The organism is Geodermatophilus sp. SYSU D00700 (assembly GCF_054050255.1).
Genome location: NZ_JBJGZA010000026.1, coordinates 49,225 through 63,860 on the forward strand (window position 1 = coordinate 49,225; position 14,636 = coordinate 63,860).

At 76.0% G+C, this 14,636-nt stretch carries 11 protein-coding genes; 9 read left to right on the plus strand and 2 right to left on the minus strand.

Going from position 1 to position 14,636, the window contains the following annotated elements:
- Positions 1–88: 88 nt before the first annotated feature.
- The gene (locus ACI79V_RS17260; RefSeq protein WP_456891134.1) at positions 89–346 is read right to left on the minus strand and encodes a hypothetical protein; all 258 of its coding nucleotides are present in this window, start codon (positions 344–346) and stop codon (positions 89–91) included.
- Positions 347–492: 146 nt separating this feature from the next.
- On the opposite strand from ACI79V_RS17260, the gene ACI79V_RS17265 reads away from it, so the two are divergent.
- The 6 genes from ACI79V_RS17265 (at position 493) to ACI79V_RS17290 (ending at position 9,159) form a co-directional block, all read left to right on the plus strand.
- Complete coding sequence (locus ACI79V_RS17265) at positions 493–1,698, plus strand: glutamate--cysteine ligase (RefSeq protein WP_456891136.1); 1,206 nt, start codon at positions 493–495, stop codon at positions 1,696–1,698.
- Complete coding sequence (locus ACI79V_RS17270; RefSeq protein WP_456891138.1) at positions 1,695–2,954, plus strand: amidohydrolase; 1,260 nt, start codon at positions 1,695–1,697, stop codon at positions 2,952–2,954. The genes ACI79V_RS17265 and ACI79V_RS17270 overlap by 4 nt, the downstream gene beginning before the upstream one ends.
- A 38-nt stretch (positions 2,955–2,992) precedes the next feature.
- Positions 2,993–4,888 carry a methylmalonyl-CoA mutase family protein gene (locus tag ACI79V_RS17275; RefSeq protein WP_456891139.1) on the plus strand — a complete coding sequence of 632 codons (1,896 nt, stop codon included), beginning with the start codon at positions 2,993–2,995 and terminating at the stop codon, positions 4,886–4,888.
- Positions 4,885–7,092 carry a methylmalonyl-CoA mutase gene (gene scpA / locus ACI79V_RS17280; protein WP_456891141.1) on the plus strand — a complete coding sequence of 736 codons (2,208 nt, stop codon included), beginning with the start codon at positions 4,885–4,887 and terminating at the stop codon, positions 7,090–7,092. The genes ACI79V_RS17275 and scpA overlap by 4 nt, the downstream gene beginning before the upstream one ends.
- On the plus strand, positions 7,092–8,093 hold the full coding sequence (gene meaB / locus ACI79V_RS17285; RefSeq protein ID WP_456891143.1) for a methylmalonyl Co-A mutase-associated GTPase MeaB: 1,002 nt from the start codon (positions 7,092–7,094) through the stop codon (positions 8,091–8,093). Before scpA ends, meaB begins: the two co-directional genes overlap by 1 nt.
- 136 nt (positions 8,094–8,229) lie before the next feature.
- Complete coding sequence (locus ACI79V_RS17290; RefSeq protein ID WP_456891144.1) at positions 8,230–9,159, plus strand: hypothetical protein; 930 nt, start codon at positions 8,230–8,232, stop codon at positions 9,157–9,159.
- Between the two features lie 59 nt (positions 9,160–9,218).
- Here ACI79V_RS17290 and ACI79V_RS17295 read toward each other — a convergent pair whose 3' ends face one another.
- Positions 9,219–9,680, minus strand: a complete 462-nt coding sequence (locus ACI79V_RS17295; protein WP_456891146.1) for a gamma-glutamylcyclotransferase family protein — start codon at positions 9,678–9,680, stop codon at positions 9,219–9,221.
- A gap of 111 nt (positions 9,681–9,791) precedes the next feature.
- On the opposite strand from ACI79V_RS17295, the gene ACI79V_RS17300 reads away from it, so the two are divergent.
- The 3 genes from ACI79V_RS17300 to ACI79V_RS17310 all read left to right on the plus strand — a co-directional run.
- Entirely contained in the window at positions 9,792–11,198 is a 1,407-nt protein-coding gene (locus ACI79V_RS17300) for an NAD(P)H-quinone dehydrogenase (RefSeq protein WP_456891148.1), read from the plus strand.
- A gap of 95 nt (positions 11,199–11,293) precedes the next feature.
- On the plus strand, positions 11,294–12,961 hold the full coding sequence (locus tag ACI79V_RS17305) for a reprolysin-like metallopeptidase (RefSeq protein WP_456891149.1): 1,668 nt from the start codon (positions 11,294–11,296) through the stop codon (positions 12,959–12,961).
- A 44-nt stretch (positions 12,962–13,005) separates the two neighbouring features.
- Positions 13,006–14,636: reprolysin-like metallopeptidase (locus tag ACI79V_RS17310; RefSeq protein WP_456891151.1), on the plus strand; the 1,631-nt coding region annotated here is incomplete at its 3' end.

The window sequence follows — 14,636 nt, forward strand, 5'->3', positions numbered from 1 at the left end:
AGCTCCGGACGGGCTCCGGCCCCGCCGTCGACGGGACGGCGGGGCCGGGAGGGTCCGCGGTCGGCGTCGTGGACCCGACGGCCCGGGCTCAGGCCGACGGGGTGGCGCAGGCCGGCTGGGACAGCAGGTGCTGCTCGAAGGCGTCGGAGTACAGCTGCTGACCGTCGGGGCCGGTGCCGGGCCAGTCGTCGACCTGGCCGAGGAGCTCGCTGCAGGAGGGCGTCCGGTCGTCGAGGGCGGGCGGGTCGGCCAGCGCCGCCGAGCCGGTCAGACCGGCGAGGAGGACGGTGGCGACGGCGGCGGCACCGGTGAGGACGCGGGTGCGGGTCGGGCGGCGGCTGGACATGACGGGTACCTCCGGGCGGCGGCGCCGGGCGGGTCCCGGCGATGTGACCAGGGCAGCGGGAGGCGGTTGCGGAAGCGGTCGGCAGCGGTTGCGGTCCGGTTGCGGTGGCCCGGCCGACGGCCGTGAACCTCCCTACACTCACCGGCGTGCAGATCCCGTTCTCCTCCTCGGAGCGCTCCAGTCTCGGCGTGGAGTGGGAGCTGCAGCTGGTCGACCGCGACAGCCGGGAGCTGACCGCCGGCGCGATCGAGGTGCTCGAGGAGATCTGCCCCGAGGGCGAGCACGAGCACCCCAAGGCCAAGCACGAGCTGCTGCAGTCCACCGTCGAGGTCATCACCGGCGTGTGCACGACGGTCGAGGAGGCCACCGCCGACCTCGCCGCCACGGTGGCCGAGGTCGCCGCCGCCGCCGACCGGCGCGGGCTGGGCCTGCTGTGCGCGGGCACCCACCCGTTCACCGACTGGCAGACCCAGCTGATCTCGCCCAAGGAGCGCTACCTGCAGCTGGTGGAGCGCATGCAGTGGTTGGCGCGGCGGCTGCAGATCTTCGGCGTCCACGTGCACGTCGGCGTCCGCTCGCCGGACAAGGCGATGCCGATCGTGAACGCGCTGACTCAGTACGTGCCGCACTTCCTGGCGCTGTCGGCGTCCTCGCCGTTCTGGGTCGGCTGCGACACCGGCCTGGCCTCGGCGCGCAGCAAGGTCTTCGAGGGCATGCCGACGGCGGGGCTGCCCATGCAGCTGCCGGACTGGCCCGGGTTCGAGACCTACATGGAGACGCTGATCACCACCGGGGCCATCGAGAGCGTGCGCGAGGTCTGGTGGGACATCCGCCCGCACCCGGGCTTCGGCACGGTGGAGCTGCGCATCTGCGACGGGCTGCCGACCCTCGAGGAGGTCGGCGTGGTCGCGGCGCTGTCGCAGTGCCTGGTCGAGCAGCTCGACGGCCAGCTCGACCGCGGCTACACCCTCCCCACCCCGCCGGAGTGGGTGCTGCGGGAGAACAAGTGGCGCGCGGCCCGCTACGGCCTCGACGCCGACGTCATCGTCGACGAGAAGGGCACGGTGCGGCCGGTGCGGCAGGCGTTGCTCGACCTCGCCGAGGACCTCGCGCCCACCGCGCGCCGGCTGGGCTGCGAGGCGGAGCTGGCCGGCGTGGAACGGGTGCTCGCCGTCGGCGCCTCCTACCAGCGGCAGCGGGCGGCGGCGCAGGCCTCCGGCGGCGACCTGCGCGCCGTCGTCGACGCGCTGCTCACCGAGCTCCGGGACGGCCTGCCCGCCGCCGGCCCCGCCAGCGGCCCGGACGGTCCCGTGCCGGGTCCGTCGGCGTGCGCCGGCGGGCACGCCGCATGACCCGCGACCCCGAGGAGCTGGCCGCCGGACTCGACACGTGGGTGGCCGACCGGTTCGACTCCCTGGTGGGCGTGCGCCGGCACCTGCACGCGCACCCGGAGCTCGCCTTCGCCGAGGTGGAGACGACCGCCTACCTCGAGAAGCGGCTGGTCGAGGTGGGCCTCTCGCCGCGGCGGCTGCCCAGCGGCACCGGGCTGGTGGTCGAGGTCGGCTCGGGCGACCCCACGGTCGTGCTCCGCGCCGACATCGACGCGCTGCCGCTGGCCGACCTCAAGGACGTCCCCTACGCCTCCACCCGCGAGGGCATGTGCCACGCCTGCGGCCACGACGTGCACACCACCGTGGTGCTCGGCGCGGCGCTGGCGCTGGCCGCGCTCGACTCCCTGCCCGGCCGGGTGCGCTGCGTGTTCCAGCCGGCCGAGGAGACCGTCCCCGGCGGGGCGACCCACGTGGTGGCCGCCGGTGTCCTCGACGGCGCGTCGCGGGCCTTCGCGCTGCACTGCGACCCGGCCATCCCGGTGGGCACCGTGGGCCTGCGCACCGGCTCGATCACCGCCGCCTGCGACCGGGTCGACGTCACGCTGACCGGGCCCGGCGGGCACACCGCGCGCCCGCAGCTGACCGTCGACCTCGTCGACGCCCTCGGCCGGCTCATCACCGACCTGCCCGGGCTGCTCTCCCGGCAGGTCGACCCGCGGGCCGGCTTCTCGCTCGTCTGGGGCGCGGTCAACGCCGGCGTCGCGCCCAACGCCATCCCGCAGCGCGGCACCCTGCGCGGCACCGTGCGGGTGCTCGACCGCGAGCAGTGGAAGGACGCCGAGGCGCTGCTGCGCCGGCTGGTCGAGCAGGTCATCGCCCCCACCGGGGCGCGCGTCGACGTCGAGTACGTGCCCGGCGTGCCGCCGGTGGTCAACGACCCGCGCGCGGTGGCGCTGCTGCGCGCCGCGGCCATCCAGACCGTCGGCGCGGAGAACGTCCGGCAGTCCCCGCAGAGCATGGGCGGGGAGGACTTCGGCTGGTTCGCCGACGTCCTGCCCATCGCGCTGGCCCGGCTGGGCACGAACGGCGGCAGTGCCCCGCTCGACCTGCACCGCGGCACCTTCGACGTCGACGAGCGCGCCATCGGGGTGGGCGTGCGGCTGCTGGTCCGCACCGCGCTGCACGCCCTGACCGCCGACGCCGGCACGACGGGGCACGCGGCCGGCGCGCCGACCGCCACCCACCCCGCGCGTCCACGGCCCGGCGAGCGCCGGTAGAACGGTCCCGACGAGGAGCCGACGCCGGGGGTTCGACGATGAACAGCCAGCAGACCGCGACACCCGGCGAGGACGAGGTCCCCGCCGAGCACGCCGTCCCCGACGAGCTGTCCCTCGCCGGCGGCTTCCCGGCCGTCGACCGCGACCGGTGGCGCGAGCTGGTGGCCGGCGTCCTGCGCAAGGCCGGCCGCGAGGAGCTGCCCGACCCGGTCGAGGACGCCCTGCGGCGCACCGTGGCCACCGGGGTGACCGTCGCGCCGCTCTACGACGCCGACGACGCCGGCGACCTGCCTGCCGCCGTCGGCGTGCCGGGACTGCCGCCCTTCGTCCGCGGCGCCCGCGCCGGCGCCGACCCCGACCGCGGCACACCGGCCGGCTGGGACGTGCGGCAGCGGCACGCGCACCCCGACGTCGCCGTCACGAAGGAGGCGGTCGCGGCCGACCTGGAGAACGGCGTCACCTCGCTGTGGCTGGTCCTCGGCGAGGGCGCCGTGCCGGTGGCGGCGCTGCCCGAGGTGCTCGCCGACGTCTACCTCGACCTCGCGCCGGTCGCCGTCTCCGGTGGCCCGGCTGCCGCGGAGGCGCTGCTCGCCCACGTCGACGGTCGCACCGACCTCGCACCCGGCGGCTCGCTGGGCCTCGACCCGCTCGGCGTGCACGCCGCCTCCGGCGAGGAGCAGGACCTCTCCGGGCTGGCCGGTCTCGCCCGCCGGGCGCCGTCGGGCTGGCGCACCGTCGTCGTCGACGGCACCGTCTTCCACGATGCGGGGGCCACCGCCGTCGAGGAGCTCGGCTGCTCGCTGGCCGCCGGGGTGGCCTACCTGCGGGCGCTGACCGACGGCGGCCTGGCGGTGGACGAGGCGTTCGCGCAGCTGGAGTTCCGCTACGCCGCGTCCGCCGACCAGTTCACGACCATCGCCGGCCTGCGCGCCGCCCGCCGGCTGTGGGACCGCGTCGGCGAGGTCAGTGGCGCCTCGCCCCGGGCCCGCGCCCAGCGCCAGCACGCGGTGACGTCGTCGGTGATGACGACGCGGCGCGACCCCTGGGTGAACATGCTGCGCACCACGGTGGCCTGCTTCGCCGCCGGCGTGGGTGGGGCCGACGTCGTGACCGTGCAGCCGTTCGACGCCGCGCTCGGCCTGCCCGACGCCTTCTCCCGGCGGATCGCGCGCAACACCCAGAGCCTGCTGGTGGACGAGGGGCACCTGGCCCGCGTGCTCGACCCGGCCGGCGGCTCCTGGTACGTCGAGTCGCTCACCGAGGACCTCGCCCGGGCGGCGTGGGCCTGGTTCACCGAGATCGAGCGGGCCGGCGGGCTGGCCGCGGCGCTGTCGTCGGGGCTGGTCCGCGACCGGCTGGCTGCCGCCTGGGACGCCCGCGCGAAGCGGCTGGCCACGCGCGCCGACGCGATCACCGGTGTCAGCGAGTTCCCGAACCCGACCGAGGAGCTGCCCGATCGGCAGCCGGCCGCCGAACTCCGCCCCACCGGCGGGCTGCCGCGCGTGCGCGCCGCCCAGGAGTACGAGGAGCTGCGCGACCGCGCTGACGCCGCCGCGGAGCGGCCGCGGGTCTACCTCGCCACGATCGGGTCGGTCGCCCGGCACACCGCCCGGGCCACCTTCGCGGGCAACCTGTTCCAGGCCGGGGGCGTGGCGACACCTGCTGGCGACGGGGCCTCCGGCCTCGCCGGCGCCGGGACGACGGTGGCCTGCATCTGCGGCACCGACGCCGACTACGCGGAGTCGGCCGCCGGGCTGGCCGCGGACCTGCGGGCCGCCGGCGCGAGCTCCGTGTGGCTGGCCGGCAAGCCGTCGCTCGGGGTGGACGGCGTCGACGGGTACGTGTACGCCGGGTGCGACGCGCTGGCGGTGCTCCGGACGGTCCACGAGCAGCTGGGCCTTCATCGCGCAAATGGCACTGAGGAGCGGGCATGAGCGGGATCCCCGACTTCGGTTCCGTCGAGCTGGGCCGCCCGGCGGCGGGCGCCGGCGCCGACGACTGGGCGAAGGCGTTCGAGGAGGCGACCGGGCGCGGCGTCGGCGAGGCGACCTGGGAGACCCCCGAGGGCATCGCCGTCCCGCCGCTGGCCACCCCGGCCGACCTGGCCGGGCTGGACTTCCTGCGGACCTACCCCGGCCTGCCGCCCTTCCTGCGCGGGCCCTACCCGACGATGTACACGACCCAGCCGTGGACCGTCCGCCAGTACGCGGGCTTCTCCACCGCGGCGGAGTCGAACGCGTTCTACCGGCGCAACCTCGCCGCCGGCCAGAAGGGCCTGTCGATCGCCTTCGACCTGGCCACCCACCGCGGCTACGACTCCGACCACCCGCGGGTGGTCGGTGACGTCGGCATGGCGGGCGTGGCCGTGGACTCGATCCTGGACATGCGGCAGCTGTTCGACGGCATCCCGCTGGACCGGATGACGGTGTCGATGACGATGAACGGCGCGGTGCTGCCGGTGCTGGCGCTCTACGTGCTCGCCGCCGAGGAGCAGGGCGTCGCCCCGAAGCAGCTGGCCGGGACCATCCAGAACGACATCCTCAAGGAGTTCATGGTCCGCAACACCTACATCTACCCGCCCCGGCCCTCGATGCAGATCGTCAGCGACATCTTCGCCTTCACCTCGCAGGAGATGCCGCGGTTCAACTCGATCTCCATCTCCGGCTACCACATGCAGGAGGCCGGGGCGACCGCCGACCTGGAGCTGGCGTACACGCTGGCCGACGGCGTGGAGTACGTGAAGGCGGGCACCGACGCGGGGCTCGACGTCGACGCGTTCGCGCCGCGGCTGAGCTTCTTCTGGGCGATCGGCATGAACTTCTTCATGGAGGTCGCCAAGCTCCGCGCGGCCCGGCTGCTGTGGGCCCGGCTGATGCGGGAGGCCGGTGCCCGGCAGGACAAGTCGCTGTCGCTGCGCACCCACTCGCAGACCTCGGGCTGGTCGCTGACCGCGCAGGACGTCTACAACAACGTCGTCCGCACCTGCCTGGAGGCCATGGCCGCCACCCAGGGGCACACCCAGTCGCTGCACACCAACGCCCTGGACGAGGCGCTGGCGCTGCCCAGCGACTTCTCGGCGCGGATCGCCCGCAACACCCAGCTGCTGCTGCAGCAGGAGTCGGGGACGACGCGGGTGATCGACCCGTGGGGCGGGTCGGCGTACGTCGAGAAGCTCACCTACGACCTGGCCCGCCGCGCCTGGGCGCACATCGAGGAGGTCGCCGAGCACGGCGGCATGGCGCAGGCCATCGACGACGGCATCCCCAAGCTGCGCATCGAGGAGGCCGCCGCCCGCACCCAGGCGCGCATCGACTCCGGCCGCCAGCCGGTGATCGGCGTCAACAGGTACCGGGTCGAGGCCGACGAGGCGATCGAGGTGCTGCGCGTCGACAACGCCGACGTCCTCGCCCAGCAGAAGGCCAAGCTCGAGCAGCTGCGGGCCTCGCGCGACGACGCCGCCGTCCGGGACGCGCTGCGCCGGCTCACCGACGCCGCCCGGGCCGCGGCCGAGGGGCGCCGGGGCCGCGAGCTCGACGCCAACCTGCTCACGCTGGCCGTCGACGCCGCGCGGGCGAAGGCGACGGTCGGGGAGATCTCCGGCGCGCTGGAGGAGGTCTACGGGCGGCACGCCGGCCAGGTGCGCACCATCTCCGGTGTGTACCGCGACGAGGCCGGCCGCTCCGGGCCGCTCGAGGAGACCCGCCGGCTGACCGCGGCCTTCGAGGAGGCCGAGGGTCGCCGTCCCCGGATCCTGGTCGCCAAGATGGGCCAGGACGGCCACGACCGCGGGCAGAAGGTGATCGCCACCGCGTTCGCCGACCTCGGCTTCGACGTCGACGTCGGCCCGCTGTTCCAGACGCCGGAGGAGGTCGCCCGGCAGGCGGTCGAGGCCGACGTGCACGTCGTCGGCGTCTCCTCGCTGGCCGCGGGCCACCTGACGCTGGTGCCGGCGCTGAAGCAGGCGCTCGCCGACCTCGGGGCCGACGACGTGCTGGTCGTGGTCGGCGGGGTCATCCCGCCCGACGACGTCCCGCGGCTGCGGGAGATGGGCGCGGCCGCGGTGTTCCCGCCCGGCACGGTCATCGCCGACGCGGCGCAGGAGCTGCTGCGGACGCTGTCGCAGCGACTCGGGCACTGATGCCCGCTCCCGACGTCCCGGCGCTCGTCGAGGGGGTGCTCGGCGGGGACCGCCGGGCGCTGGCCCGCGCGATCACCCTGGTCGAGTCGCGCCGCGCCGACCACCGCGAGCGCGCGCAGGAGCTGCTGGTCGAGCTGCTGCCGCACGCGGGGGGAGCGCGACGGGTGGGCATCAGCGGGGTGCCCGGCGTGGGCAAGTCGACCTTCATCGACCAGCTCGGGGTGGACCTGACCGCGGCCGGTCACCGGGTCGCGGTGCTCGCCGTCGACCCGTCGTCGGCGCGCTCGGGCGGGTCGATCCTCGGCGACAAGACCCGCATGGCGCGGCTGGCGGTCGACCCGCGGGCGTTCATCCGGCCGGCCCCGACCGCGGGCACGCTGGGCGGGGTGGCGCAGGCGACGCGCGAGTCGATGGTCGTCGTCGAGGCCGCGGGCCACGACGTCGTGCTGGTCGAGACCGTCGGCGTCGGGCAGTCCGAGGTCACCGTCGCGGAGATGGTCGACTCCTTCCTGTTCCTCACCCTCGCCCGCACCGGCGACCAGCTGCAGGGCATCAAGCGCGGCATCCTCGAGATCGCCGACGTCATCGCCGTCAACAAGGCCGACGGGCCGGCCGCTGCCGACGCGCGCAAGGCCGCCCGCGAGCTGGCGGGGGCGATCCGGATGCTGCGCGGGCACGACGAGCAGTGGACGGTCCCGGTGCTCACCTGCGCCGGGCTGACCGGCGAGGGCCTGGCCGAGGTGTGGGGGAAGCTGGTCGAGCACCAGGACCGGGCACGGGCGTCGGGCGCCTTCGACGAGCGGCGCCGCGCCCAGCAGGTGCGCTGGACCTGGCAGCTGGTGCGCGACGGCCTGGAGCACCGGCTGCGGTCGCACCCCGCCGTCCGGGCGTCGGCGCCCGGACTGGAGGAGGCGGTGCTGGCCGGGGAGCTCACCCCGGCGCTGGCCGCGCGGCAGCTGCTGGAGACCTTCCTCGGCCGGACCGGCGCCTCTTCGCCGTGATCATGGCGCCGTGACCGCGTCCGGGGCCTCCGGAGTGGTCACCGCGCCATGATCGGGCGTATCCCCAGGTCGGCGACTGTCCACGGGCTCACGTCGTGCGGCGGCCGCGGAGGCGGGTCGCGCCAGGGTCGGTCGGGTGCGATCCGGACTGCTCAGGACCATCGACGGTCAGGGTGGTGTCCTCACGAGGGACCAGGCCCTGACGGTCGCCACGCCTGCCGAGGTGCGCCGGCTGCTGCGTCAAGGGACGTGGCGGGCAACGCCGTGGCCGGGCGTCTACGTCGACGGCGGCGTCGAGGACCCGGCTGCGGCGGTGGTGCGTGCCGCGTCGCTGTGGCTGGGCGGTGACCTCGTGGCCTGCCACTCGACGGCGGCGCAGCTGTGGGGCTTCGACGTCCACGCCGACGTCCCGCCGCCTGCCCGCCAGCTGCACTTCCTCGGCCCGCCGGACCTGGACAACCGGCGGCTGCGCGGCCTGCAGGTCCACCCGTCGTCGCTGGGGACGGACGACGCGGTCCGGCGGCGTGGCGTCTGGTGTACCCCTCCGGCACGGACCGCCTGCGACGTGGTCCGGCTGGGCGCTCCTGTCGACGCGCTCGCCACGTTGGACAGCGCGCTGCGGTCGGGGTGGTGCACGCGGGACGAGCTGGGTGTGGCCTGTGCCCGGCAGTGGGGTCTGCGCGGTGTCGTCCGGCTCCGGGGGCTGGTGCCCCTGGCCGACGGCGGCGCGGAGTCACCGATGGAGTCGCGGATGCGCTGGCGCTTCCTCGTCGCCGGCCTGCCGGTCCCGCGCGTGCAGGTGGAGGTGCGTGACGGAGGACGCCGGCACCGCCTCGACCTCGGCTGGGAGGACCACCTGGTCGGTGCGGAGTTCGACGGGCTGGAGGCCCACATGACGCGGTCGCAGCTCGCGGCGGACCGCGACCGGCACAACTGGCTCACCGAGCGGGGGTGGCGCCTGCTGCACTTCACCGCGGTCGATGTCTACCGGCAGCACGAGCGGATGGTCGCGACGGCCCGGCGTCACCTCGTCGGGGCGTCCCGCCGCACGATCATGGCGCCGTGACCGATCCGGGGGGGTCCGGACGTGGTCACGGCGCCATGATCACGGGACCATCGAGGCGGTCAGGGGCCGGTGGAGCGGCAGTCGCGGGCGCGCAGGTCCGCGAGGTAGTCGTCCGGGGCGCCGGCGGCCTCGGCGGCGTCGGCGATCGCGCCCAGGTGCCGGGCCGAGGGCAGGCCGCCCTCGAAGGCGTCGAGGGCGTAGACGTAGGCGACGACGTCGCCGCCGAGGGTGTGCACCCGCAGGTTGAGCTTGCGGTACAGGCCGCGGTCGGCGCCCTCCCAGGCGTCGAGCTCGCGCTCGTCGGCCGACGTGAGGTCGTAGAGCGCGACGAAGACGCCGGGCGCGTCGGGGTCGTCGGCCGGGACGAGGGTGGCCAGGGCGCCCTCCCAGCCCAGCTCCTCGGCGCCGAAGGTCAGCCGCCAGCCGCGGATCCAGCCGGTGCCCACGTGCGGGGAGGACGGGCAGCGGCGCAGCATCTGGGCGGGGTCCATGTTGGACCCGTACGCGGCGTAGAGACCCATCGCCGGGGAGCCTACGGCCGGTGTGGCCCGCGCGACCCGTGAGCCTGCCGACACCGTGTGCCCGGCCTGGGACGATGGGAGCGCACCCCGTTCCGCGACGCAGGAGACCCCATGACCCGCATCGTCATCATCGGCGGCGGCCCGGCCGGCTACGAGGCCGCGCTGGTGGCCGCTTCGCTCGGCGCGCAGGTCACCGTCGTGGAACGCGACGGCCTCGGCGGGGCCAGCGTGCTCACCGACTGCGTGCCGTCGAAGACCCTCATCGCCGCCGCCGGCACGGTGACCTCGGTCCGCGACTCCTCGGTCCTCGGCATGCGCGGCACCGACCTGGCCACCGTCGGCCTGGACCTCCCCACCGTCAACGCCCGGGTCAAGGGGCTGGCCGTGGCCCAGTCGGCCGACATCCACGCCCGGCTCGTGGCCGAGGGCGTCGAGGTCCTCGCCGGGCAGGCCCGGCTGGCCGACACCGCCCGCGGTTTGGTCGAGCACCGCGTCGAGGTCCTCGACCGCGACGACGCCGTCACCGGCACCCTCGAGTGCGACGTCGTCCTCGTCGCCACCGGCGCCGACCCCCGCGTGCTGCCCGGCAGCGAGCCCGACGGCGAGCGCATCCTCGACTGGCGCCAGCTCTACGACCTCGAGGAGCTGCCCGAGCACCTCGTCGTCGTCGGCTCCGGCGTCACCGGCGCGGAGTTCGCCTCGGGTTACCTGGAGGCCGGTGTGCCGGTCACCCTCGTCTCCTCCCGCGACCAGGTGCTGCCGGGCGAGGACGCCGACGCCGCCGACGTCATCGCCGAGGTGTTCCAGGCCCGCGGCGGCCGGATCGCCGAGCGCGGCCGGGCGGCGAGTGTCACCCGTACGGAGAAGGGCGTGCTGGTCGAGCTGACCGACGGCCGCACCGTCGAGGGTTCCCACGCGCTGATGACCGTGGGCACGGTGCCCAACACCGCCGGGCTGAACCTGGAGGCGACCGGCGTCGAGCTGAGCGAGTCCGGCCACGTCGTCGTCGACCGGGTCTCGCGCACCAACGTGCCGGGCATCTACGCCGCCGGCGACGTCACCGGCGTCTTCCAGCTGGCCAGCGTCGCGGCGATGCAGGGCCGGATCGCGATGTGGCACGCGCTCGGCGAGGCGGTGCAGCCGATCCGGCTCAAGACGGTGTCGGCCAACGTCTTCACCCACCCCGAGATCGCCACCGTCGGCGTCCAGGAGAAGACGCTGCCCGAGGGCCACGACCTCGACGTCGTCCGGCTGCCGCTGGCGACCAACGCCCGGGCCAAGATGAGCGACCTGCGCGCCGGCTTCGTGAAGCTGTTCGCCCGCAAGGCCACCGGCGTCGTCGTCGGCGGCGTCGTCGTGGCGCCGGGCGCGAGCGAGCTGATCCTGCCGATCGCGCTCGCGGTGACCAAGGGGCTGACCGTCAGCGACCTGGCGCAGACCTTCGCGATCTACCCCTCGCTGTCGGGCTCGATCACCGAGGCCGGCCGGAGGCTGATGGGGGCCGACGCGCTGGCGTGACGCCCGGGGCGCCCGTGACGGGGCGCCTGTGACGGGTGGAACGGGCGGGGTCCCGATGGTGCGCACGGGACACCGGGCCGCCGATGCCGGGAGGGATGCACGCCTCCCGAGTCCTGACGCGGTCGCTGGCCCTGGCCGGTGCCGTCGTCGCGCTGTGCGCCGGCCCGGGAACGGCGGCGCAGGCCGACGACGCGGGTGCCACCACGGTCGTCGGGGAGCTGGTGCAGGCCTGGCCGGAGACCCCGCTCGAGGGCCGGCACGCGGACGAGGCCCACGCCGAGCCGCTGACCTTCGTCGAGGGGGCCGACGGGTCCTCGGTGCGCGTGCCGACCGACGCCTTGGCCGGCATCGGGGTCGGCTCGACCGTCGAGGTCACCGTCGGCGGCACCACCGGCGACGAGGCCGGGGAGGACGGCTTCCAGCCGGCCCACGAGGTCCTCGACACCCAGGTGCTCCGCGCCCCGCAGCCGGCGACCACCGTGCCGGCCGGCTCGGTGACCAACCAGGTCACCGTGGTCATGGTCGCCCCGGCCGGCGGGACGCCGGACCGCACCGCCCTGGCCGACGTCGTGGACACGGTCAACGGCGAGGTCGCCGGCTTCTGGTCGGAGCAGACCGGCGGTGCGGTCACCGTCGGCGTCACCGCCGCCCACGACTGGATCAGCACCGCCGCCGGCTGCAGCGACCCCACCGCCCTGTGGGACGAGGCCGCCGCGCGCGTCGGCTTCCAGGCCGGACCGGGCCGGCACCTGCTGCTCTACGTCACCAGCCAGCCGGAGGACCTGCCCGGCTGCTCCTACGCCCTGGGTCAGGTGGGCACCCGGACCGCGTCGGGCGGGCGGCTCTACGTCCGCGACGACAGCGCCTCGCTCATCGCCCACGAGCTGGGCCACAACTTCGGCCTGGGCCACTCCAGCGGCCTGCAGTGCGACACCGCCGTCGAGACCGGCCACTGCCGCACCGCCGCCTACCGCGACTACTACGACGTCATGGGCGCCTCCTGGGACCACCTGGGCAGCCTCACCGCCGCCCAGGCCGCCCGGCTCGGCGCGCTGCCCCCCGCCGCCACGCAGACCGCCGGCCCCGGCACGACCACGGCGACCCTGGCCCCGCTCGGCGGCGGCGCCGGCACGCGCGTGCTGCGCCTGACCGACCCGGCGGGCACCGACTACTGGCTCGAGTACCGGACCGCCGTCGGCCGCGACGACTGGCTGGCCCGCGACAACCGCTACCGGCTCGACAGCGGCGTGCTGCTGCACCGGTCCGGGGCGCTCCCCGACACCTCGCTGCTGCTCGACGGCAGCCCGTCGCCCGGGGCCGGCTGGGACGCCGACCTGCAGGCCGCGCTGGTCCCGGGCGTGCCGGTCGCCGTCGCCGGCGGGCGGTTCACCGTCACCGTCGACGCCGTCACCCCGGCCGGCGCCACCGTGACCGTGGTGCGCGCGGCCGAGGTCCCGGCTCCGGCGCCCCCGGTGGCGGCCGCCCCGGTGCCGACGGAGCTGCCCGCGGGCGGTACGGCGGCCCCGGCCCGGTCCGCGGCCGCACCCGCCGGCGCCGAGCCGGCTCCGGCGCCGGTGGTGCCCGCCGCGGCGCCGGCCGAGGTCCCCGCGCCGGCAGCTCCCGCCGCCGCGGCGCCGGTCGAGGCCGCGGCCACCCAGCCGGCCGGCCGCTCCTGGACCACCCCGGCGCTGGCCGCCGGCGGCGTCCTGTGCCTCGGCGGGGCGGTGCTGGCCGGCCGCCGGGTCCTCCCGCGGCGGGGCTGAGCACTCCCTCCGCCGAGGGGTCCAGTTCCCGCGCGGACGCGCCGATGCAGAGGCGAGCGCCGCTCACCGACGCCCCTGACCTGGAGTTCCCCGTGCCCCTCGCCTCCCGCCCGCGGCCCCTGGCGGCCGCGGTCCTCGCCGCCGTCACCGCACCGCTGCTGCTGGCCGGCCCGGCCGCCGCGGAGGAGCCGGCTCCGGGGGACACCGTCGTCGGCGAGCTGGTGCAGGCCTTCGCCGATCCCGAGCACTCCGGCCACACGCCCGGCGCCCCGGCCGAGGACGCCGGGGACACGCTGCTGAGCTGGATCGACACCGGGGACGACGGCTCCGTCCGCGTCCCCACCGAGGACGTCGCCGACATCGAGGCGGGTGCGACCGTCGAGGTCACCGTGGGCCGAGAGGTCCGCGACGAGGCGACCCTGGAGCAGGGCCTGGCACCCGCCCGTGACGTCGTCGACGCCCAGGTCGTCGCCCCGGCCGAGCCCGCCGCGGCCACCGCCCCGCACACCAACGCGGTGACGGTGGTGATGGTGCAGCCGGGTGGAGCGCCGCGGGACGGCACCACGCTGGCCGACGTCGTCGCCGCGGTGGACGGGCCGGTGCGGGACTTCTGGCGCGAGCAGACCGACGGCGCGGTCACCGTCTCGGTGACGCGCAGCCGCGACTGGACCACCACGACGGCCGACTGCCGCGATCCCCTGGCCCTGTGGGAGGAGGTGGCCGGTGCCGTCGGCTGGGCCGGCGACCCCGGCGAGCACCTGCTGCTCTACGTCCCTGCCGGCACCCCCTCCTGCGCCTATGGCCTCGGGACGATCGGCTCGGGCACCGGTGACGGCGGTCTGGTCTACGTGCGGGACACCGCCACCTCGGTGATCGCGCACGAGCTGGGGCACAACTTCGGCCTCGGCCACGCGTCAGCGGTGCAGTGCGACGCCTCCCCGGAGTCCGCCCCGTGCCGGACGGTGGGGTACTGGGACTGGTACGACGTCATGGGCATCTCCTGGGGCCAGGTCGGCTCGCTCAACGCCCCGCACGCCGCGCGGCTGGGGGTGCTGCCTGCCTCGGCACGGGTGTCCACCTCGTCCACCGGGACCGGCGGCACCTACACGCTGACCCCGATGGGGAGCCGCAGCGGCACCCGCGTGCTCGCGCTGACCTCGTGGTCCACCCGCTACTGGGTCGAGTACCGCGCCGCCGTGAGCCGGGACGCCTGGCTCGCCCCTGCCAGCGGTCACGGCCTCGACACCGGGGTGCTCGTGCACGTCGACGGGCCCGGTCCCCGGAGCGACACGTCCCTGCTCCTCGACGGCACACCGTCGGCGCAGGAGGACTGGGCTGCGGACGAGCAGACGGTGCTGCCGGCCGGCAGTCGCACGGTCCTCGGCGGGACGTTCACCCTCAGCGTGGTCAGCACCTCCGTGTCCGGTGCCACCGTCTCGGTGACGACACCAGCGGACGACACCCCTGTGGAACCCGGCCCGACAGACCCCGAACCGTCGGGCGCAGGGACGGCGCTCCTGCGCCCTGGCCAGGCACTCGGGGCCGGGGAGTCGCTGCGCTCGCCGTCGGGGGAGTACCGGGTGGTGGCCCAGCCCGACGGCAACCTGGTGGTGTACGCCTCCGACGGGCGGGTGCTGTGGCACGCGCACACCCACGGCAGCCCCGGTGCGCGGAC

Bases quoted from the DNA above. Each gene is read 5' to 3' on its own strand.
- ACI79V_RS17295 (WP_456891146.1), bottom strand. From the start codon at position 9,680: ATGGGTCTCTACGCCGCGTACGGGTCCAACATGGACCCCGCCCAGATG.
- ACI79V_RS17270 (WP_456891138.1), top strand. From the start codon at position 1,695: ATGACCCGCGACCCCGAGGAGCTGGCCGCCGGACTCGACACGTGGGTG.
- scpA (WP_456891141.1), top strand. From the start codon at position 4,885: ATGAGCGGGATCCCCGACTTCGGTTCCGTCGAGCTGGGCCGCCCGGCG.
- ACI79V_RS17300 (WP_456891148.1), top strand. From the start codon at position 9,792: ATGACCCGCATCGTCATCATCGGCGGCGGCCCGGCCGGCTACGAGGCC.
- ACI79V_RS17275 (WP_456891139.1), top strand. From the start codon at position 2,993: ATGAACAGCCAGCAGACCGCGACACCCGGCGAGGACGAGGTCCCCGCC.
- ACI79V_RS17260 (WP_456891134.1), bottom strand. From the start codon at position 346: ATGTCCAGCCGCCGCCCGACCCGCACCCGCGTCCTCACCGGTGCCGCC.
- ACI79V_RS17305 (WP_456891149.1), top strand. From the start codon at position 11,294: ATGCACGCCTCCCGAGTCCTGACGCGGTCGCTGGCCCTGGCCGGTGCC.
- meaB (WP_456891143.1), top strand. From the start codon at position 7,092: ATGCCCGCTCCCGACGTCCCGGCGCTCGTCGAGGGGGTGCTCGGCGGG.